Genomic DNA, 19952 nt, shown 5'->3' with positions numbered 1-19952 from the left:
CACGAGAGCCAGTATGCACAAGTTCTGCTCAACCGGGTCGGCATTATTCGTCAAAGTGGGTGCCTGAAATCCCGGGCAAAAGCAGTGCTGGCGGATAAAGGTTATTCAAGTAAAAAATTTCGTACTAGTTTGAAATTGAAGGGAATCAAGGCAGTTATTCCTTTTAAAAGTAATGAGAAAGCCGGCCGTGATGGACGCCGAAAACTGGATATCCACTTATATAAAAAGCGCAATGTAGTAGAACGTAGCTTTGCAGCATTGAAAGAAAACAGGCGAATCGCCACACGTTCGGAAAAAACAGCCAGAAACTACCTGAGCATGCTAAAACTGGGGGCGATCAGGTTATTTTTAAGGCGATTGTTAAGTTAAGGGACACAGCCTAGGTTACAGGGACGTGAACGCATTATTGTCGTTTCTGGCCCCAACCAGGGCGGTAAAACAACATTCGCCAGAATGATCGGTCAACTTCATTATCTGGCGTTACTGGGTTTATATGTGCCGGCAGAAGAAGCACATTTAAATCTTATCGATCATATCTTTACGCATTTTGAGAAAAGTGAAGATATCCATAATCTTAGAGGTAAATTATATGATGATTTGGTTCGTATAAAGGCCATCCTTGACCAGGCTACAGCAAAAAGTCTCATTATTATGAATGAGATTTTTACATCGACTACCTCGCACGATGCAATATATTTAGGCACCCAGATTATCGAAAAAATCTTGCGACTGGACGCGCTTTGTGTCTGTGTGACATTTATCGATGAACTCACCCTTATCGATCGCGCCATTGTCAGCATGATGAGTACGGTTGAGGATGAAGATAAAGCTACGCGTACCTATAAAATTATTAAGCAACCCGCTAATGGTAAGGCCTGTTCAGTAACGCTTGTACAGAAATACGGGCTGACATATGAAAAAATAAAAGCGAGGTTAAATGCATGAAAACGTATCTGATGTATAAAAATAAGGATTTTATTGTCGATGATAGTTTTCCTGAACATTTCAATATCATGATGAAAGATCTTGAACTTAATGTTCTATTACAGTCACTGTCTGCGGGAGATGATTTTTTATATTCAGTAGTTAAAAAGCTATCTCACAATTGTTATGCGAAGTTCCAGACATTGAATACCGACAGGCTATTCTGAAGGATTGTCTGAGTCATCCTGATATTATCCGTGATTTTTACAGCGTGGTGGTTGAATGTCTGTCAAAGGAAAAAGATAATCTTCATTATGGCGTTTTTGGGCATTATCCTTCGGCGGTACTTCATCAGTCTATTTCCTTTACCAGATATTTACTGGTCAGTTTGCGAAAAGTCAGGTGCATAGCAGAAGCAAATCTTTCCCATTTCGCATCTACTGGCATGGCCAGATTATTTGCGATGATTATTCAGGAGTTAAATGAAGAATATCTGGCAATGATAGAAGAACATCTCAAAAAAATGAGTTTCAAAAAAGGAATATTGATCAGTGCACGTCCAGGTGAGGGCAATCGGGGAGAGGACTATGTGCTCAGGCAACCTAATCGCCAAGAAAAAGGATGGTTCAGGCGGCTTTTTGTCAGAAAACCTGAGCATTATACGGTGCAGATAGCACCACGGGATGAAAATGGTTTCAGGGCACTGAGTAATTTACAGGATGAGGGACTGGTTCTGGTTGCCAGAGCAATGGCGCAATCCACAGCTCATTTGCTCAACTTTTTTAAATCATTGCGCACGGAACTTGGATTCTATATAGCCTGTATTAATTTGTCGGAAACATTAAATATGCGTCATATTCCGCAGTGTTTCCCGGTTCCTGCTTATAAATGTGAACGTTATCTGTCTTTTGATTCCTTGTATGACATCTGTCTGGTGTTGACCGCTGATAAAACAGTTATTGCGAATACTTTAAAGGCTGATAATAAAAATACGCTTATTATTACCGGCGCTAATCAAGGCGGAAAATCGACTTTCTTACGGAGTCTTGGCCTGGCTCAGGTGATGATGCAAAGTGGCATGTTTGTTACGTCTGAATCTTTTTGTACCGATATTTGCCGTCATATTTTTACTCATTATAAATGTGAAGAAGACAGTCATATGATCAGCGGAAAACTTGATGAAGAGCTCAGACGTATGCGCGATATTATCGATCTGCTCGAAAAGGATGATTTGGTCCTGTTCAATGAGTCTTTTTCAGCAACCAATAGCCGGGAAGGGGCTGATATTATCAGAGGGATTGTGGCCGCGCTGGCAGAATGTAAAGTGAAACTATTTTTGGTCACCCACAGTTCAGAATTTGCTTGTACCTACTACCAGGAGCATCATCAGGATGCCATTTATTTGTGTGCCGAAAGACGAGACGGTGGTGAACGAACCTTCAGGCTCACAGAGGGGGTACCACTGGATACCAGCTATGGTGAAGATCTGTTCGAGGAAGTATTTACCCGGGATATGCCGTCAGTGAGTTAATCCCGTCTGGAGCCTCCGCAGCGAAATTGTCGTACGGAGGTGCCGTAGTTAGATCAGGGTCATAACAAAAAAGCCGGCAGCGGTCATCAGTAATGAGCCGATAACATGCGTCAATACCGAAATGACAGCCCACGAATAATTACCATTCTGCAATAGCACCACGACTTCAGCAGAAAACGTGGAAAACGTTGTCATTCCGCCACACAATCCGGTGGTGATAAAAAACTTCCATGAAGGGTCAAGCTGCGGTTGTCTGATAAAAAAGGCCAGTGCCAGTCCAATAATAAAGCCACCGATCAGATTAACCAGCAACGTTCCCGGCGGGAGATTCGGAAATGTGCTATTAAGACGCATTGACAAAATCCAGCGGATTACGCAACCGATGGAACCGCCAATAATAACTGCAAATAACGATTTGTACATACAACCTCACGAGCAAAAAGAGCCTCAGATCAGGGCGCTACGTCCACCAATAATGTTACTTCCGTTCATTTCATATAAGACCGGGATCCCCGTCGGGATAGTCAGGTCGACAATCTCATTCTCATCCGTTTTTTCGAGAAACATGGTCAATGCTCTGAGCATATTAGCGTGGCCGACCAGTAATATGCTCTCACCGCTGATCACCCGCGGCGCGATGGCGTGTTGCCAGTAGGGCAGCACTCTGCGCTGGGTCATTTCCAGACTTTCTCCACCGGGAAGGTCTGACAACGCGATATGGCGATAACGTGGTTCCTGATGAAGGCGACGCGGATCGCCAGTCAATGGCGGCGGGATCCCGTGGTAACTTCGGCGCCAATGATAAACCAGCTTTTCGCCAAATCGATGTGCGGCTTCATCTTTGTTCATTCCCTGGAGAGCGCCATAATGGCGTTCATTCAGGCGCCATGATTTGTTCACCGGTAGCCAAAGCCGATCCAGTGTTTCCATCACCAGCCACAGGGAATAGACAGCGCGGCTAAGAACAGATGTAAAGGCGGCATCTATTTCAATGCCCGTCTGTTTTATCAGCCTGGCAGCATGCCGTGCTTCCTCCATTCCCTTCAGGGATAATGGAACATCTGTCCAGCCTGTAAAAAGGTTTTGCTGGTTCCAGATACTTTCTCCATGCCGGAGTAAGACAATTTTTCCCATATCAGAAACCTGTGGTAATTGGCAACCGTCAGTTATTTAACTGAAATTTGTTATCGCTATATTCAGTATTTCGGCTTATTTTCCGTCTTATTCAGGAAATAACGGACCAGAAAATGCGCGCAGCTACCGATAAATAAAGCAATAACGATGGTTTCGGTATCATCCGTAACCACACCAAAAACGAGATCTGCTATCAGAAAAACCAGGTACGTAACCAGGATACCGACGACTGTCGATATAAAAAGTATTCTGAGATTCACAGACGATGTCCTCCATCACCTTCCGTACCATCGGTACGGAAGGCATGTACAGGATTAGCGTTTTTTAAAGGCGGATTTACCGGCAAAGATGGCAGCATTGCCCAGTTCATCTTCAATACGCATTAGCTGGTTATATTTCTCTATGCGCTCTCCACGACTGGGGGCACCGGTTTTCAGATGTCCGGCGCGTAGACCAACTGTCATATCGGCAATAAAGCTGTCAATGGTTTCCCCGCTGCGGTGCGAGATAAAGGTTCCCCAGTTGTTATCTTTGCACAACTGGACAGCTTCAATGGTTTCACTTAGGGTGCCGATTTGATTGAGTTTAATCAACGCGGCATTCGCCAGGTTTTCATCAATACCACGCTGAATATATTTCACGTTGGTGACAAAGATATCATCACCAACCAATTCGACTTTATCACCGAGTACACTGTGCAGGACTTTCCAGCCAGCCCAGTCATCCTCCGCCAGACCGTCTTCAATCAGGGCAATCGGGAATTCACTCACTAATTGCTCATAGTAACGGGTCATTTCTTCCGCACTCAGCTGTGTTTTTTCGGTACGAAGTATGTATTTACCATCTTTGTAAAACTCACTGGATGCCGGATCGACACAAATCACAATATCTTCACCGGGCCTGTAACCTGCCTTCTTAATGGCTTCGACAATCAATTCCAGCGGCTGTCGGTTGGAACTGACCGTTGGCGCGAACCCGCCTTCATCACCGACACCCGTAGACAGGCCTTTTTCGAGTAAAACCTGACGCAGATTCTGGTACACCTCGCTTCCCCAACGGATAGCTTCGCGTACGGAGCTGGCTCCCCATGGAGCGATCATAAACTCCTGGAAATCGGCGCCTTGCCAGCGAGCATGGACACCGCCATTAATGATATTCATGCAGGGGACAGGCAGAAGGTTAGCGCCAACGCCACCCAGATAGCGGTAAAGCGGTATGCCGGACAGTTGAGCAGCCAGACGTGCTACCGCCAGCGATACGCCGAGAATGGCATTGGCGCCAATCCGGCCTTTATTTTCCGTTCCATCGAGGGCGATCAGCGCGTTATCAATATCCTTCTGGCGGCGTACGTCATAGCCCTGCAGAGCATCATGAATCTCAGTATTGATGCTGCGGACGGCATCAAGTACTCCTTTGCCGCCAAAACGTTGTTTATCACCGTCGCGAAGTTCGATAGCTTCGCGTGAACCGGTACTGGCACCGGAAGGAACTGACGCTCGAGCAACATGACCATCAACGGAGATCACTTCCACTTCTACGGTCGGATTTCCCCGGGAGTCCAGAATTTCTCTTGCGAGCACACGTTCGATTTCATAGCTCATATAAATGACCTTATTTTAAGGAGTGGATATATGTTTAATCAGTACATCAATAGAAAGATGATTGATAAATTCAAAAGAGAACGATGAGTATTCACCAAATAGACGATTTTTATGCCCCAGCATAACCAGATCGATGTTCTCTCGCTGGATAATAGCCTCAACATCTTTGAAACGATGGATAGTGACAATGGATCTGACTTCAATATCAATACTGCAGGATTCCACCAGGCGACTCAGCATGGCTTTTGCGTCGATAATCTCGCGCGCCTGAAGGTCCCTGGTGAGTGAATCACTCGTGAAATCCATTTCCCGATAATCAGTACTGATATGACCGACCGTAATAAGGGTTCCCGTTTCTTTTGCCAGACATTCGGCATGCTGGAGCAGTAGCTGACCATCGGTTTCATTCTGAACAAGTACCAATGCGTGCCGGTAGATTTGCATACCTCACCTCTTAGTTGATACAAAACGTTGCGTAAGCCAGGGCAGAATCTCTTTTTTTCTGCTTGTCATGCCGGGCAAAAAGACCTGACGTGCGCCTGTCAGACTGTTATCTGAAAAATACAGCATGGAATTATGGTGCGTAATGTCCGTTACCATCAGCACAACCATATCCAGATCGCTATGTTGACAGCTGTGGTCAATCTCCTGCTGCAGGGCAGCAAGGTGGGGAGTAATATCGGCCATGTCGTGAACCTCGATCTGCGATAACAGCAAAGAGATACCGTGGATTTGATAATTCTTGGCATCGCGATGAAGCAGTACGAAAGCAGATTGACCGGTTAAATCTGTTTTGGCGGTAAGTAGCCCGGCAACGAATTTGTCATAATCCACACCTGCGATTTCCCGTAACATGGCAACGGCTTTTCGATCTTCGGCGGTGGTGGTTGGACCGCTAAGTGCGACAGTGTCACTGAGAATTGCGCCCATAAGCAGTATAGCCTGCGCCGCAGTAAGCGGCATTGGGCTCTCTATGCTCAAGATATGTAGAATTACCGTCCCACAGCAGCCGACCGCGCGGATCCAGACATCTGGCGGATTTCTGGTAATAATAGTTCCGAGCCGATGGTGGTCAATGATGCCGATAACGTTGCTGTCCGTCAGTGTGGGCGGTCCCTGTTCAACATCGGTGAAATCGACCAGCCAGACCGTTTTATCCGTCAAATTTTCAGTGAGCAATTCGGGCTGCGTGACGCCTGCCGCTTGCAGTATGTATTGGGTTTCCGGTGTGATTTCACCGAGGCGATAAGGCCGCGAGAGTTGACCGCGGTAGTTGAGCCAGTCGGCAACAACCAGTGCGCTGCAGATCGTGTCGCTGTCAGGATTGCGATGACCAAAAACGCGAATGAAAGAATCGCTTTCAACGGTGGGTGTAGCCGGAAGTACGGAAATAGTGGTTAAGTTTTGCATATGAACACCTGACATACCTGCGTATAGAAAAACAGCAACAGTTGTATATCAGGCGTCATCATCCGGTTCGAATGAACCGGCGGTTGGGAAAGGTGGAACACCATCACCTTATGGATCGAGCATATCTGAGGTTGCTCCTGAACGCAATATTTATTGCGTCAGGCCAGTAAAAGCATGGTAGCGAAAGGCGGAAGAATGATTTGCGTCTCACGTGATGCGTTTACCGCTATTGCTCTGTGCAAAACATAAGCCAGAGATAATCTGACAGACACCAGTATACTAACCGGTAACTGTCAGATCGAATATGTGTTAATGCACACAGCTATCACTGTGCGGGTTGTTTGTTTTTATTTCGTTCATTGAGATCCGCGATGATTTCATCAAAGGGTTTTTCATATTTAAAGAATAATAAGATCAGCACGCATATAAGTGCAAAAGCAATAGGTACCCAAATATAACTTGCGACAATTGCATTCATTGACTCCTGGCTTTGTGGTTGATTGGCAACATAACCACCGGAAGCTAAAATCCACATCGGAATGGCTCCGCCAAGCCCGGCGCCTAGTTTGATACCAATGCCGGCAGCGGTTGAGACTAATAATCCTTGCGCCCGAATCCCTGATTTCCACTCGCCAAAATCAACAGTATCGGCAATCATGACAAATAATAAACCTGAAGTAAATCCTTTGCCTATAGCACCAAAAACAGTTCCAAAATAGATAATCCAAAGGTTTTTATCACCTAAGAATATAATAAACTGCCCCAATGCAAATACAGCATAACCTACCAGGATTACCCAGCGCTTATCGAAATGGCGGGTTAAAAATGGCACCATGAATAAACCTAAAATACTACACATCGCTAATGAGTTTACAATTGGCACAACATCTGGTTGCCCAATATAATAAGTCAAATAATAGATGGCAGCAGTCGAACGCTGTGTATAACAGATATAACAGAAAATTGTTAATAATAGAGCCATCAGCCAGGGCGTATTCCCTTTGATAGATTTAATACCCTCCTTAAAAGGTAAGGATTGTTTACTCGATGATGTTTCTACTCTTTCGCGAGTGTTAAAGAATGTAATTAGTAACAAAGCCACACCCACTACTGCATAAAGGCAGAGAGTGGCAAAAAATCCTTTTTGCATATCCCCGGCACCCAAAAATGCAACTAAAGGCAGGAGTGTCATATTAACGATAAGGCCACCAAATTGTCCGCCCAGCATACGGAAAGTATTAGCCACTGTTCTTTCTTGCTGATCGCTCGTTAAGCTTGGTAACATGGTCGATAGTGGATTATTTACGCATGAATAAAATACGCTAACCATGACATAAGCAGCGAATGCGTAAATCATTTTTCCGGTTGCGCTTAAGTCTGGCCCCCAAAAGAGCATGATACAGGATGCGGCAAAGGGTATGCAAAACCATAAAATCCAGGGCCTGGATTTTCCCCAGCGGGTATTGGTTTTATCAATTAAAATGCCTAATACTGGACTATCTATCATATCGAGAAAGCGTACCGCCAGCATTAATACCCCAACAACTGTTACGCTAATTCCATAAACATCAGTGAAATAGAAAGTAAGATAAGTGGTTACCACCATATAAATTAGGTTACATGCAGTATCGCCTAACCCATAACTGATTTTTTCATATAAAGGTATTTTTTGATTATTATGCATGTTGCTAAGCCTCTTATTGTGTCATCGCTATTTTGCGAATAATGTTAAGGAAAGCTTTCATTGAAAATAGCATTGATTCTTCTTGAATATTAAATCGGGGGTGGTGATGAGGGTAGTCAGAGTTTTCAGCCCGAGTGCCAATAAATAAAAAACAAGCGGGAATACCATGTTTGGTATATTGGGAAAAATCTTCGCCGGCTAAGGTTGGATCGGTACGTTGGCAATGGTTTTGTCCAATACCTTCGATTAACGCTTCTTCAACCATTTGGGTTACTGCAATATTATTAACCAGCGGAGCTGCATTTGGACGACTATCAAAGCTGACAGAAACGGTAGCGCCATGTGCCTGGGCAATTTGTTGACTAAGTTTTTCAATTCCTCGATAGAGTTGCTCCATTGTCTCCATATCTAATGAACGCAATGTACCGCCTAAATTAACTGTTTCGGGGATAGTGTTATATGATGAACTGGCGTCAAATTTAGTCACTGAGATTAAACCGGTTCTAATCGGATTAATTTTACGGGAAACAATGGATTGTAATGCTAAAACTATTTCAGAACCAATGACCACCGGGTCAATGGCTTCTTGTGGTATCGCGCCATGACCCCCTTTACCTTTTATTTCAATTTTAAAAAAGTCGCCAGCGGCCATCATTGGCCCATAGCAAATACCTATTTTCCCCAACTCAAGCGGTGACCATATATGTATGCCAAATAGATAGTCCAGCCCATTTAAAATACCTTTATCAATTAATCTGATTGCACCGGAACCAATTTCTTCAGCAGGTTGAAATATCAGTTTTATCGAACCCTGAATCAGGTGTTTATACCTGGCTAAAATATATGCCACACCGAGTAATGCTGCGGCATGGCCATCATGAGCACAGGCGTGCATTATCCCTTTGTTGACCGAACAGTAATCAACATCATTTTCTTCGTTAACGGGAAGAGCATCAATATCAGCACGTAAAGCAATCGCTTTACCCGGAGCGGAACCTTTTAGTGTAGCAACAACAGCCGTTTCAAGCGGCCTCTCAATCTCAAAACAGTTTAATGCCAATAGTTTTTGGTAAATAAATTCAGCCGTCTTATATTCTTTAAATGAGAGCTCCGGATACTGGTGGAAATGTCTTCGCCACTGAACCACTTCAGGATAGATTTCAGTAACAGAATCATTGATTATCGATATAAAAGCAGGCATGGCGCACTCCTTTAATGGTGATAAGGATTAGTTTGAATAAGTCGCTCAAATGCTTCTTTGAGCAGGGAGAGCGGGGTCGCGATATTGATTCTAAAGAACCCATTCCCGGTGTAGCCAAAGTCACGGCCAAAACTCATCTCAACTTTGGCTAAATTGATAAACCAGTATTTTAACTGTGATTCAGTAATATTCATTTTTTGATAGTTTACCCATAACATATAGGTTCCTTGACTGTCGGTGATATGCCATTCTGGAAAATATTTTTTACACGCGCTTATCACCCAGCTTTTATTATGCTGCAGCTGTTTCTTTACTTCTGTTAACCAGAAGTCGCCTTGAGTATAGGCAGCGATAAAAGCAGGCACGGAAAAATAATTTGGATTGTGAATGCCAGAAGCAATTAAGCAGTTTTTAAATTTATTGCGATGCTTTTCATTAGCAATAACAATATTGGCGACTTCTAATCCTGCCATATTGAATGTTTTTGATGGCGACGTGCAAATAAATGAGTTGTGTTCAACGAACTCACTCACTGATGATATGGTTTGATGTTTTTGTTCAGTAAAGTTAAAATCGGCATGTACATCATCCGAAATAACGAAAACCTGGTATTGTTCGGCAAGTTTCGCTATTTTTCTCAGATCTTGTGTTGACCAGACGGTGCCTGTTGGATTGTGTGGTGATAGCAGAATAAAACACACTGATACGCTGAATTTATTTTCAAGATCGTCAAAGTCAATTAGATAGCGATTGTTTGAGTAAATTAGAGGGCTTTCTAACAATGTTCTTTGATTTGCCGAAACTGAATGGCGAATGGGGTCATAGGCTGGCGATAATAGGGTTATTTTGTCTCCGGCATGCGTATAGTTTTGTATGTAAAGCGATATAGCCTGAATGATTCGGGGGCAAAATAAAATATGATCGGGGTTAACATGCCAGTTATAATGCCGTTTAAACCAGTCTGAGGTGATTTTATTCCAGTCATCACTCAATAACGTATAACCATAAATTTTCTTTTGCGCAAATTGTATAAGTGCTGCAGTGATAAATGCTGGAGTGGCAAAATCCATATCAGCAATCGATAAAGAGATGACATCTCTATCATAGTTATGCCATTTTGCACTATAAGTATCATAACGATGAATGATTTCGCTAAAATTATATTCATGCATTATATAACTCCAGATTATCTGATATGTAATCTGGCCAGGATACTATGTCGCAGAATTGGTCGTTATTCTGGTTTCTTTTAACGTTATTATGAAAATTGGTTTATGTGATATTAATCACAATGAAGGGTATTTAAAAAATATTTATTTAAAAATATTTTTCAAATATTAACGATTAAAATATTTATATCCTAAATTATTCGAGTTGCAGGAAGGCGGCGACGCAGTGAATCCCCGGGAGCGTACTCCAGTACGTGACTGGGGTGAACGAGGAAAGCCAACGCACATGCAACTTGAAGTATGACGGGTATATAACGACTAATTTATTAGAGTTGAATATATGACATGAATAATTGCATGTTGCGGGACAGGAAAAGATCGCTGCTGTTCCCTGAACAGCGCGTGCGCTGTTCAGTATGATTAACCGTTTTGGGATATGTCTCGAATTATTGGTGAAGATATTATAACGCGGCGAGAACGTCCTCGGTGCTGCGCACGCGGGCGATACGCGGGAAAATATATGTCATGCTGCTCTGGTGCTGCTCGGCAGTGACCGCGCTGCAGGCGTCTTCAACAATGATCAGATTGAAGCCCAGCTCCCAGGCATTGCGCGCCGTAGACTCGACGCCGATATTGGTGGAGATACCGCACAGAATAATGGTGTCGATACCGCGGCGACGAAGCTGTAGCTCAAGATCGGTGCCATAGAAGGCCCCCCACTGGCGTTTTGTCACTTCAATATCGCTTGCCTCTTTTTCCAGCGCGCGCGGGTAGGTCCACCAGTTATCCGGCAGGGCGTGGGCGCCGCTCTGCGCATCAACCGGTTGTTTTAGCGCTTCGGCGAAATCAGCCGACCAGCCGACGCGAACCATTATCACAGGGGTATCTCGCTGGCGGCATTTTTTCGCCAGTGCTGCTGCCCGGGCAACCACCTCATCGGCATGATGTGGGCCGCCGGCGAAAGGTAAAATACCTTCCTGCAGATCGATAACGACCAGCGCGGTGTTTTTTGCATTAAGTTCTAACATGAAATCCCCCTATGTTCGCTTGCTGTCAGGCCGTTACCATACCGTTGTTCCTCCTGTCGGCGGGTAACAAATTTTGTTAACGTTTATGTGTGTGGGCAATAAGCGTACAGCAAAGCAACGTACAGGCTGTGCCGGGCTTATCGTGCGGCATTATTTCCAGTATAATAGCCGCCTTTTTTCATTCAGTTGTGACATCAGCTAAAGCTGCGACCTCGTCGCCTGCAAGGCAGGCAACAATCCGCCTGCGGCTAAGTTAAGGGATATCTCATGCGTACAGAATATTGCGGACAGCTCAGTCTGTCCCACGTAGGGCAGCAAGTGACTCTGTGTGGTTGGGTCAACCGTCGTCGTGATCTTGGTAGCCTTATCTTTATCGATATGCGTGACCGCGAAGGCATCGTGCAGGTGTTTTTCGATCCGGATCGTGCGGATGCATTAAAGCTGGCCTCCGAACTGCGTAATGAGTTCTGCATCCAGGTCACCGGCACCGTGCGTGCGCGTGACGAAAAAAACGTCAATAGCGATATGGCCACCGGCGCTATTGAAGTATTGGCCTCAGACCTGACGATTATTAACCGTGCCGAAGCGCTGCCGCTGGATCCTAATCACGTCAATACTGAAGAAGCGCGTCTGAAATATCGCTACCTGGATCTGCGTCGTCCGGAGATGGCTCAGCGCCTGAAGACGCGCGCCAGAATCACCAGCTTTGTGCGCCGCTTTATGGACGACCACGGCTTCCTCGACATCGAAACGCCGATGCTGACGAAAGCCACGCCGGAAGGCGCGCGCGACTATCTGGTGCCATCACGCGTTCATAAGGGTAAATTCTACGCGCTGCCGCAGTCTCCTCAGTTGTTTAAACAACTGCTGATGATGTCTGGTTTTGACCGTTACTATCAGATTGTAAAATGCTTCCGCGATGAAGACTTGCGTGCGGACCGTCAGCCGGAATTCACCCAGATTGATGTTGAAACCTCCTTTATGACCGCCCCTCAGGTGCGTGAAGTGATGGAAGATCTGGTGCGTAATTTGTGGCTGGAAGTGAAAGGCGTGGATCTGGGAAATTTCCCGATCATGACTTTTGCCGAGGCCGAGCGTCGCTATGGTTCCGACAAACCAGACCTGCGTAACCCGATGGAGCTGGTGGACGTAGCCGATCTGGTGAAAGCGGTGGAATTCGCCGTCTTCGCTGGTCCTGCTAACGACGTCAAAGGCCGCGTTGCTGCGCTGCGCGTTCCCGGTGGCGCCGCTCTGACCCGTAAACAAATTGATGAGTATGGCAAGTTCGTGCAGATCTACGGTGCGAAAGGGCTAGCCTATATTAAAGTGGTTGAGCGTGCGAAAGGCCTCGAAGGTATCAATAGTCCGGTGGCGAAATTCCTTAACGCTGAAATCGTTGCCGCGATCCTTGAGCGCACCGGCGCACAAGATGGCGATATGATTTTCTTCGGCGCGGATAATAAAAAAATCGTTGCTGATGCGCTGGGCGCGCTGCGTCTGAAGCTGGGCAATGATCTGAAACTGACCGATGAAGCAAAATGGGCGCCGCTGTGGGTTATCGACTTCCCGATGTTTGAAGATGATGGCGAAGGTGGCCTGACGGCGATGCACCATCCCTTCACTTCGCCGAAAGATCTAACCGCCGCAGAGCTGAAAGCCTCACCGGAAGAGGCGGTGGCTAATGCTTACGATATGGTTATCAACGGTTATGAAGTCGGCGGTGGTTCCGTGCGTATTCACAATAGCGAGATGCAGCAGGCCGTATTTGGCATTCTGGGTATTAATGAGCAAGAGCAGCGTGAGAAATTTGGTTTCCTGTTGGATGCGCTGAAATACGGTACACCGCCGCATGCGGGTCTGGCATTTGGTCTTGACCGTTTGACCATGCTGCTGACCGGCACCGATAATATTCGTGATGTCATCGCGTTCCCGAAAACCACCGCCGCGGCCTGTCTGATGACTGAAGCGCCGAGCTTCGCTAACCCGGCGTCGCTGGGCGAGCTGGGTATTCAGGTTGTGGCGAAAGAGGCAAAAGCGTCTCCGGAGAATAAGTAAGATGTCATTCAAGCTTCCCGTTTCCGTGCTGGTGGTGATTTATGCCGAGGATACGAAGCGGGTGCTGATGTTGCAGCGTCGCGATGATCCCGCTTTCTGGCAGTCGGTAACCGGCAGTCTGGAAGCGGGTGAAACCGCATCGCAGGCTGCCGCACGTGAAGTAAAGGAAGAGGTTGCCATTGACGTTGCCTGCGAGCGACTGTCTCTGATCGACTGTCAGCGTACGGTAGAATTCGAGATATTTTCTCATTTACGTCATCGCTATGCGCCGGGCGTTGAGCGCAATACGGAATTCTGGTTCCGCCTTGCGCTTCCCCATGAACGCCAGATTGTCTTTACGGAACATCTGGACTATCGCTGGGTTGATGCCCCGGAAGCCGCCATGTTGACCAAGTCCTGGAGCAACCGGCAGGCGATTGAAGAATTTGTAATTAACGCCGCCTGAAAAGGCGCGCTTTTTTGGAGAGTTTTTTATGGCAGGTCATAGTAAATGGGCCAATACCAAACATCGCAAAGCGGCACAGGATGCCAAGCGCGGTAAGATTTTCACTAAAATTATTCGTGAGCTGGTCACTGCTGCGCGTCTGGGCGGCGGCGACGCGGGTTCCAACCCGCGTCTGCGCGCGGCGATTGATAAAGCGCTGTCCAACAACATGACGCGCGATACGCTGAACCGCGCTATCGCCCGTGGCGTTGGCGGTGATGATGACGCCAACATGGAAACCATCATTTATGAAGGTTACGGTCCAGGCGGTACGGCGGTGATGGTTGAATGCCTGTCTGACAACCGTAACCGTACCGTTGCCGAAGTGCGTCACGCGTTCAGCAAAACCGGCGGCAATCTGGGGACTGATGGTTCCGTTGCCTATCTGTTCAGCAAAAAAGGGGTTATCTCCTTCGAAGCTGGCGATGAAGATGTCATTATGGAAGCGGCGCTGGAAGCGGGTGCAGAAGATATCGTGACCTATGACGACGGTGCAATTGATGTATACACCGCATGGGAAGAGATGGGCGCCGTCCGTGACGCACTGGAGGCCGCAGGCCTGAAAGCGGACGCGGCGGAAGTGTCGATGATCCCGTCAACAAAAGCGGATATGGATGCGGAGACAGCGCCGAAACTGCTGCGCCTGATCGATATGCTGGAAGATTGTGACGACGTGCAGGAAGTTTATCACAACGGTGAGATCTCTGATGAGGTCGCCGCAACCCTGTGATACCCGTAATCTTTCAGCCCACTGCGGTGTTGGCTCTCCTCGCTTACCCCGGTCACGTAGTGAATCTACGCTCCCGGGGATGCGCTGCGTGGCCGCCTGGCTGTGAACTGAAATCTTTAGGGTCTCACGGGTTAGTTATGACCGGAGGCGCGTGATGACCATTATTCTCGGTATTGACCCGGGGTCGCGCGTCACGGGCTACGGCGTTATCCGCCAGGTGGGACGGCAGTTAAGCTATCTGGGCAGCGGCTGTATTCGCACGAAAGTCGATGATTTACCGTCGCGCCTGAAGCTTATCTACGCGGGTGTGACGGAAATTATCACTCAGTTCCGGCCTGACTATTTCGCCATCGAACAAGTGTTTATGGCGAAGAACGCCGATTCTGCACTGAAGCTCGGGCAGGCTCGCGGCGTGGCGATTGTCGCCGCGACCAATCAGGGGCTGCCGGTGTTTGAATACGCGGCCAGGCAGGTGAAGCAGACCGTTGTCGGCATTGGCAGCGCGGAAAAAAGCCAGGTGCAGCATATGGTGCGGAGATTGCTTAAGCTGCCGGCAAACCCGCAGGCGGATGCGGCAGACGCGTTGGCGATTGCCATCACCCACTGCCACGTTAGCCAGAATGCGACGCAGGTCAGCGAAAGCAGCTTGATCCTTGCTCGCGGGCGGCTACGATAACGTCAAATCAGGCTGGATATCTATCCAGCCTTTTTTTATGATACCGCATTAGACTTTCAGTTCTTCATTCAGGAGCTCCATGTGATAGGCAGACTCAGAGGCATTATTCTCGAAAAACAACCCCCGCTGGTTTTACTTGAAACCGGCGGTGTAGGCTATGAAGTTCATATGCCGATGACTTGCTTCTATGAGCTGCCGGATGTGGGCAAAGAAGCGATAATTTTTACCCACTTTATCGTTCGTGAAGATGCTCAACAGCTGTTCGGTTTCAATAACAAACAGGAGAGGACGCTGTTTAAAGAGCTGATTAAGACCAACGGCGTTGGTCCGAAACTGGCGCTGGCGATCCTCTCGGGGATGTCAGCGCAACAATTCGTCAACGCCGTTGAACGGGAAGAACTGGCGGCGCTGGTAAAATTACCGGGGATCGGTAAGAAAACCGCAGAACGCTTGATTGTCGAAATGAAGGATCGTTTTAAAGGGTTACACGGCGATCTGTTCACCCCGGCCGTTGATCTGGTACTGACATCGCCTGCCGGGCCGACAGATGATGATGCGGAACAGGAAGCGGTTGCGGCGCTGGTGGCGCTGGGCTATAAACCACAGGAGGCCAGCCGGATGGTCAGTAAAATTGCGCGCCCGGATGCCAACAGTGAAACGCTAATTCGCGAAGCGCTCCGCGCCGCGTTGTGAGGTAAGGGATGATTGAAGCAGACAGGCTGGTATCGGCGGACAGCACCGGGTATGAAGAGGCGGCTGACCGCGCCATCCGTCCCAAATTGCTGGAAGAGTACGTGGGCCAGCCACACGTTCGTTCGCAAATGGAGATCTTTATCCAGGCGGCGAAGCTGCGTGGCGATGCGCTTGATCATTTGCTGATTTTTGGTCCTCCGGGGCTGGGGAAAACGACGCTGGCGAACATTGTCGCCAATGAAATGGGCGTCAACCTGCGTACCACCTCTGGCCCGGTGCTGGAAAAGGCGGGCGATCTGGCCGCGATGTTAACCAACCTTGAACCGCACGATGTGCTGTTTATCGATGAGATCCACCGCCTTTCACCGGTAGTCGAAGAAGTGCTGTATCCGGCAATGGAAGATTACCAACTGGATATTATGATCGGCGAAGGGCCGGCGGCGCGTTCGATAAAAATCGACCTGCCGCCGTTTACCCTGATTGGCGCCACCACTCGCGCAGGCTCGCTGACGTCGCCGCTGCGCGATCGCTTCGGCATTGTGCAGCGCCTTGAATTTTACCAGATCCCTGATCTGCAGCATATTGTCAGCCGCAGCGCCCGTTATATGGGGCTGGAGATGAGCGAAGCGGGGGCGCTGGAAGTTGCGCGCCGCTCGCGAGGGACGCCGCGAATCGCAAACCGTCTGCTACGTAGGGTGCGGGATTTTGCCGAAGTTCGCTATGATGGGCGTATCTCGGAAGATATTGCCGCTCAGGCGCTGGATATGCTCAACGTGGATGCGGAAGGTTTCGATTATATGGATCGTAAACTGCTGTTGGCCGTCATCGATAAATTCTTCGGCGGGCCGGTAGGGCTGGATAACCTCGCGGCAGCAATCGGCGAAGAGCGGGAAACCATTGAAGATGTGCTGGAGCCGTATCTCATCCAGCAGGGTTTTTTGCAGCGTACGCCGCGCGGGCGGATGGCGACGGCGAGAGCCTGGACTCATTTCGGCATCTCGCCACCGGAAATGCCGTAATTGCCTGCCGGGCGATGGCCCGGACAGGGCGTCGTCATGGCAGCCAGTCAGGCTGCCGCTTTCTTGCTCATACTGAGTATAAACAGCAGCGCGGCGCACAGTACCACCGAAGGGCCCGCTGGCGTGTCGTAGAACGCCGAGAAGGTCAGGCCGCCGGTTACCGCAATCATCCCCACGCCAACCGCCACACCCGCCATTTGCTCCGGCGTGCGGGCGAAACGGCGAGCCGTCGCGGCGGGAATAATTAGCAGCGACGTGATAATCAGCGCCCCGACAAATTTCATCGCGACGCCGATTGTCAGCGCAGTGACCAGCATCAATAGCAGTTTCACCCGTTGTAGCTTCACGCCATCAACAAAGGCCAGATCCGGGCTGATAGTCATTGACAGCAAATTGCGCCATTGCCAGAACAGAATTGCCAGCACCGTCACCACGCCAATAGTGATTGAAACCAAATCTGCCGGCGTGACGGCCAGCAGGTCGCCAAACAGATAGGCCATCAGATCGACGCGCACGTTTGACATCAGGCTGACCACCACCAGACCCAGGGACAGGGCGCTATGTGCCATGATGCCGAGCAATGTATCGACCGCCAGATGGGGACGCTTTTCCAGCCATACCAGCCCGCCGGCCAGCAGCAGAGTTACGACGATAACAGCATAAAAAGGATTGACGTTCAGCAGCAAACCAAAAGCGACGCCGAGCAGCGAGGCGTGAGCCAGGGTATCGCCGAAATAGGACATGCGACGCCAGACGACAAACGAACCCAGCGGGCCAGCCGCGCAGGCGAGCATCATCCCGGCTAACCAGCCTGGAAGGAGTAATTCAATCATTAACGGTCATTTCCCCGACGCAATACAATCCGCCCCTGCAGGTCGTGGCGGTGATTATGATGATGGCGATAAATCCCCAGTTGTTCCGCGCCGCGCTGGCCGAACATAGAGATAAATTCCGGATGCATGGAGACCACTTCCGGCGTGCCGGAACAGCAGATATGTTGGTTCAGACACAGCACTTCATCCGTTTTCGCCATGACCAGGTGCAGGTCATGGGAAACCATCAGCACCGCGCAATCCAGTTCCTGGCGTAGCTGATTAATGAGGCCGTACAGCGCCACCTGGCCGTTAACATCAACACCCTGGGTCGGCTCATCGAGCACCAGTAACTGTGGTTGATTGAGCAAAGCGCGCGCCAGCAATACGCGCTGGGTTTCTCCACCGGAAAGCTTTTGCATGGGGGCGTCAATCAGGTGTCCTGCCTGTACGCGTTTCAGCGCGGGCAGAATATCCCGTTTGTGAGTACCGGGACGCAGGCGCATAAAGCGGCTGACGGTCAGCGGCATCGTGGCGTCAAGATGCAGTTTTTGCGGGACATAGCCGATACGCAGGCGCCCCTCGCGTTTGATAATACCTTCGGTTGGTGCTACCAGCCCAAGCACGACCCGTACAAGGGTCGATTTACCGGCGCCATTCGGGCCCAGCAGGGTTAAAATTTTGCCTGGCTTTAGTGTGAGCGAAATGTCAGACAGCACGCGCCTTTGGCCATAGACCACCGCGACGTTTTCCAGTGTTACAAGATTTGTCATATCAAATTAGGGGTTGCACAAGCTAGTGAATGTTATAATATCACATCTTTCACATTCATTACGATGATTAGACGCATTATGTTACATAAAAATACGCTTCTTTGCGCTGGACTTAGCGCCGCTTTTGTATTCGCAACAATGCCGTCGGCAAACGCCGCGGTGGTCGCCTCGCTCAAACCTCTGGGGTTTATCGCTTCAGCTATTACAGATGGGGTAACGGATACCCAAGTTTTGCTGCCTGATGGGGCATCAGCACATGATTATTCACTGCGTCCATCAGATGCAAAACGCTTACAGAACGCAGACTTAGTGGTCTGGATCGGCCCAGAGATGGAAGCCTTTATGGACAAGTCAACGCAAGGCATTGCACCCAATAAAAAAGTGACGATTGCCGAGCTGGGGAGCGTGAAACCGTTACTCATGAAAGGGGACGATGACGACGACGATCATCATGGTCACGATCATGGCGCGGGGGAAAACAGTGACGATGATCACCATCATGGTATCTATAACATGCATTTATGGCTTTCCCCAGAGATAGCGCGGCTTACCGCGGTTGCAATCCACGATAAATTATTGGAACTTATGCCGCAGAGTCGAGACAAACTTAACGCCAACCTGAAGGATTTTGAGGCAAAATTAGCCGCTACCGACAAACAGGTTACTACCGGGCTGGCACCACTGAAAGGGAAGGGATATTTCGTTTTTCATGACGCCTACGGCTACTTTGAAAAGCATTACGGTTTGACCTCATTGGGTCACTTTACTGTCAACCCTGAAATCCAGCCTGGTGCACAGCGTTTACACGAAATCAGAACACAGCTGGTTGAGCAAAAAGCAACTTGCGTTTTTGCTGAGCCACAGTTCAGGCCAGCGGTTATAGAAGCTGTTGCCAGGGGGACATCCGTGCGCATGGGAACCCTGGATCCACTGGGTATCGGAATTAAGCTGGGTAAAGAGAGTTATCCGCAGTTTCTGAGCCAGATGGCGAATCAGTATTCAAGTTGCCTGAAAGGAGATTAACGAGG

The 19952-nt window shown here is 48.5% G+C and carries 21 protein-coding genes and 1 riboswitch; of the genes, 10 read left to right on the top strand and 11 right to left on the bottom strand.

Annotation, left to right across the window (positions count from 1 at the left end):
• The 3 genes from ABK821_RS11710 to ABK821_RS11700 all read left to right on the top strand — a co-directional run.
• Positions 1–369, top strand: a 369-nt coding sequence (locus ABK821_RS11710; protein ID WP_395033942.1) for a transposase, incomplete at its 5' end; no start/stop codon positions are given.
• A 33-nt stretch (positions 370–402) separates the two neighbouring features.
• On the top strand, positions 403–945 hold the full coding sequence (locus ABK821_RS11705) for a hypothetical protein (RefSeq protein ID WP_395033943.1): 543 nt from the start codon (positions 403–405) through the stop codon (positions 943–945).
• Between the two features lie 160 nt (positions 946–1105).
• Positions 1106–2455, top strand: coding sequence for a DNA mismatch repair protein MutS (locus ABK821_RS11700; RefSeq protein ID WP_343179183.1), 1350 nt, complete (start codon positions 1106–1108; stop codon positions 2453–2455).
• A gap of 48 nt (positions 2456–2503) precedes the next feature.
• On the opposite strand, the gene crcB is transcribed toward ABK821_RS11700, so the two are convergent.
• From crcB to ABK821_RS11655, 9 genes are all read right to left on the bottom strand, one after another.
• The gene (gene crcB / locus ABK821_RS11695) at positions 2504–2878 is read right to left on the bottom strand and encodes a fluoride efflux transporter CrcB (RefSeq protein ID WP_142501500.1); all 375 of its coding nucleotides are present in this window, start codon (positions 2876–2878) and stop codon (positions 2504–2506) included.
• 24 nt (positions 2879–2902) lie between these two features.
• On the bottom strand, positions 2903–3589 hold the full coding sequence (locus tag ABK821_RS11690) for a 2,3-diphosphoglycerate-dependent phosphoglycerate mutase (protein WP_138361507.1): 687 nt from the start codon (positions 3587–3589) through the stop codon (positions 2903–2905).
• Positions 3590–3903: 314 nt separating this feature from the next.
• Positions 3904–5190 (bottom strand): phosphopyruvate hydratase, encoded by a 1287-nt coding sequence (eno, locus tag ABK821_RS11685; RefSeq protein ID WP_142501499.1) that lies wholly within the window; start codon positions 5188–5190, stop codon positions 3904–3906.
• Positions 5191–5205: 15 nt separating this feature from the next.
• Positions 5206–5634 (bottom strand): universal stress protein, encoded by a 429-nt coding sequence (locus ABK821_RS11680; RefSeq protein ID WP_138361505.1) that lies wholly within the window; start codon positions 5632–5634, stop codon positions 5206–5208.
• A gap of 3 nt (positions 5635–5637) precedes the next feature.
• Entirely contained in the window at positions 5638–6600 is a 963-nt protein-coding gene (locus ABK821_RS11675) for a manganese-dependent inorganic pyrophosphatase (protein WP_142501498.1), read from the bottom strand.
• Positions 6601–6642: 42 nt separating this feature from the next.
• Positions 6643–6717: riboswitch (Fluoride riboswitch) on the bottom strand.
• Between the two features lie 208 nt (positions 6718–6925).
• Positions 6926–8284, bottom strand: coding sequence for an MFS transporter (locus ABK821_RS11670; RefSeq protein WP_343179184.1), 1359 nt, complete (start codon positions 8282–8284; stop codon positions 6926–6928).
• Positions 8285–8297: 13 nt separating this feature from the next.
• Positions 8298–9485: a M20 family metallopeptidase gene (locus ABK821_RS11665; RefSeq protein ID WP_138361502.1), complete on the bottom strand. Its 1188-nt coding sequence runs from the start codon at positions 9483–9485 to the stop codon at positions 8298–8300.
• A gap of 11 nt (positions 9486–9496) precedes the next feature.
• Positions 9497–10657, bottom strand: coding sequence for a MalY/PatB family protein (locus ABK821_RS11660; RefSeq protein ID WP_308562663.1), 1161 nt, complete (start codon positions 10655–10657; stop codon positions 9497–9499).
• A gap of 458 nt (positions 10658–11115) precedes the next feature.
• Complete coding sequence (locus ABK821_RS11655) at positions 11116–11682, bottom strand: hydrolase (protein WP_343178923.1); 567 nt, start codon at positions 11680–11682, stop codon at positions 11116–11118.
• Between the two features lie 267 nt (positions 11683–11949).
• On the opposite strand from ABK821_RS11655, the gene aspS reads away from it, so the two are divergent.
• From aspS to ruvB, 6 genes are all read left to right on the top strand, one after another.
• Positions 11950–13737: an aspartate--tRNA ligase gene (aspS, locus tag ABK821_RS11650; protein WP_138361499.1), complete on the top strand. Its 1788-nt coding sequence runs from the start codon at positions 11950–11952 to the stop codon at positions 13735–13737.
• A 1-nt stretch (position 13738) separates the two neighbouring features.
• On the top strand, positions 13739–14182 hold the full coding sequence (gene nudB / locus ABK821_RS11645) for a dihydroneopterin triphosphate diphosphatase (RefSeq protein ID WP_138361498.1): 444 nt from the start codon (positions 13739–13741) through the stop codon (positions 14180–14182).
• Between the two features lie 28 nt (positions 14183–14210).
• A complete protein-coding gene (locus tag ABK821_RS11640) occupies positions 14211–14951 on the top strand; it encodes a YebC/PmpR family DNA-binding transcriptional regulator (protein ID WP_138361497.1) in 741 nt (246 codons plus the stop codon).
• Positions 14952–15105: 154 nt separating this feature from the next.
• Positions 15106–15627 (top strand): crossover junction endodeoxyribonuclease RuvC, encoded by a 522-nt coding sequence (ruvC, locus tag ABK821_RS11635; protein ID WP_138361496.1) that lies wholly within the window; start codon positions 15106–15108, stop codon positions 15625–15627.
• A gap of 81 nt (positions 15628–15708) precedes the next feature.
• A complete protein-coding gene (gene ruvA, locus ABK821_RS11630; protein WP_308562669.1) occupies positions 15709–16320 on the top strand; it encodes a Holliday junction branch migration protein RuvA in 612 nt (203 codons plus the stop codon).
• An 8-nt stretch (positions 16321–16328) separates the two neighbouring features.
• A complete protein-coding gene (ruvB, locus tag ABK821_RS11625; protein WP_138361494.1) occupies positions 16329–17339 on the top strand; it encodes a Holliday junction branch migration DNA helicase RuvB in 1011 nt (336 codons plus the stop codon).
• A gap of 47 nt (positions 17340–17386) precedes the next feature.
• Here the strand turns inward: ruvB and znuB are convergent, their stop codons facing one another.
• Together znuB and znuC are read right to left on the bottom strand one after the other, a co-directional pair.
• Complete coding sequence (gene znuB / locus ABK821_RS11620; protein WP_138361493.1) at positions 17387–18172, bottom strand: zinc ABC transporter permease subunit ZnuB; 786 nt, start codon at positions 18170–18172, stop codon at positions 17387–17389.
• Complete coding sequence (znuC, locus tag ABK821_RS11615) at positions 18172–18924, bottom strand: zinc ABC transporter ATP-binding protein ZnuC (RefSeq protein WP_138361492.1); 753 nt, start codon at positions 18922–18924, stop codon at positions 18172–18174. Before znuC ends, znuB begins: the two co-directional genes overlap by 1 nt.
• Positions 18925–19002: 78 nt before the next feature.
• On the opposite strand from znuC, the gene znuA reads away from it, so the two are divergent.
• Positions 19003–19947 (top strand): zinc ABC transporter substrate-binding protein ZnuA, encoded by a 945-nt coding sequence (gene znuA, locus ABK821_RS11610; protein WP_308562673.1) that lies wholly within the window; start codon positions 19003–19005, stop codon positions 19945–19947.
• The last annotated feature ends 5 nt before the right edge of the window (positions 19948–19952 follow it).

The sequence above is a fragment of the Klebsiella sp. KE9456 genome, assembly GCF_043832615.1.
Lineage (GTDB): Bacteria > Pseudomonadota > Gammaproteobacteria > Enterobacterales > Enterobacteriaceae > Klebsiella > Klebsiella indica.
Note: the sequence above shows the minus strand (reverse complement) of the source record. Positions and strands in the feature narration are given on the sequence as shown.

Excerpts from the sequence above, each read along its gene's own strand:
- crcB (WP_142501500.1), bottom strand. The coding sequence starts at position 2,878 with ATGTACAAATCGTTATTTGCAGTTATTATTGGCGGTTCCATCGGTTGC.
- ABK821_RS11690 (WP_138361507.1), bottom strand. The coding sequence starts at position 3,589 with ATGGGAAAAATTGTCTTACTCCGGCATGGAGAAAGTATCTGGAACCAG.
- eno (WP_142501499.1), bottom strand. The coding sequence starts at position 5,190 with ATGAGCTATGAAATCGAACGTGTGCTCGCAAGAGAAATTCTGGACTCC.
- ABK821_RS11680 (WP_138361505.1), bottom strand. The coding sequence starts at position 5,634 with ATGCAAATCTACCGGCACGCATTGGTACTTGTTCAGAATGAAACCGAT.
- ABK821_RS11675 (WP_142501498.1), bottom strand. The coding sequence starts at position 6,600 with ATGCAAAACTTAACCACTATTTCCGTACTTCCGGCTACACCCACCGTT.
- ABK821_RS11670 (WP_343179184.1), bottom strand. The coding sequence starts at position 8,284 with ATGCATAATAATCAAAAAATACCTTTATATGAAAAAATCAGTTATGGG.
- ABK821_RS11665 (WP_138361502.1), bottom strand. The coding sequence starts at position 9,485 with ATGCCTGCTTTTATATCGATAATCAATGATTCTGTTACTGAAATCTAT.
- ABK821_RS11660 (WP_308562663.1), bottom strand. The coding sequence starts at position 10,657 with ATGCATGAATATAATTTTAGCGAAATCATTCATCGTTATGATACTTAT.
- ABK821_RS11655 (WP_343178923.1), bottom strand. The coding sequence starts at position 11,682 with ATGTTAGAACTTAATGCAAAAAACACCGCGCTGGTCGTTATCGATCTG.
- aspS (WP_138361499.1), top strand. The coding sequence starts at position 11,950 with ATGCGTACAGAATATTGCGGACAGCTCAGTCTGTCCCACGTAGGGCAG.
- nudB (WP_138361498.1), top strand. The coding sequence starts at position 13,739 with ATGTCATTCAAGCTTCCCGTTTCCGTGCTGGTGGTGATTTATGCCGAG.
- ABK821_RS11640 (WP_138361497.1), top strand. The coding sequence starts at position 14,211 with ATGGCAGGTCATAGTAAATGGGCCAATACCAAACATCGCAAAGCGGCA.
- ruvC (WP_138361496.1), top strand. The coding sequence starts at position 15,106 with ATGACCATTATTCTCGGTATTGACCCGGGGTCGCGCGTCACGGGCTAC.
- ruvB (WP_138361494.1), top strand. The coding sequence starts at position 16,329 with ATGATTGAAGCAGACAGGCTGGTATCGGCGGACAGCACCGGGTATGAA.
- znuB (WP_138361493.1), bottom strand. The coding sequence starts at position 18,172 with ATGATTGAATTACTCCTTCCAGGCTGGTTAGCCGGGATGATGCTCGCC.
- znuC (WP_138361492.1), bottom strand. The coding sequence starts at position 18,924 with ATGACAAATCTTGTAACACTGGAAAACGTCGCGGTGGTCTATGGCCAA.
- znuA (WP_308562673.1), top strand. The coding sequence starts at position 19,003 with ATGTTACATAAAAATACGCTTCTTTGCGCTGGACTTAGCGCCGCTTTT.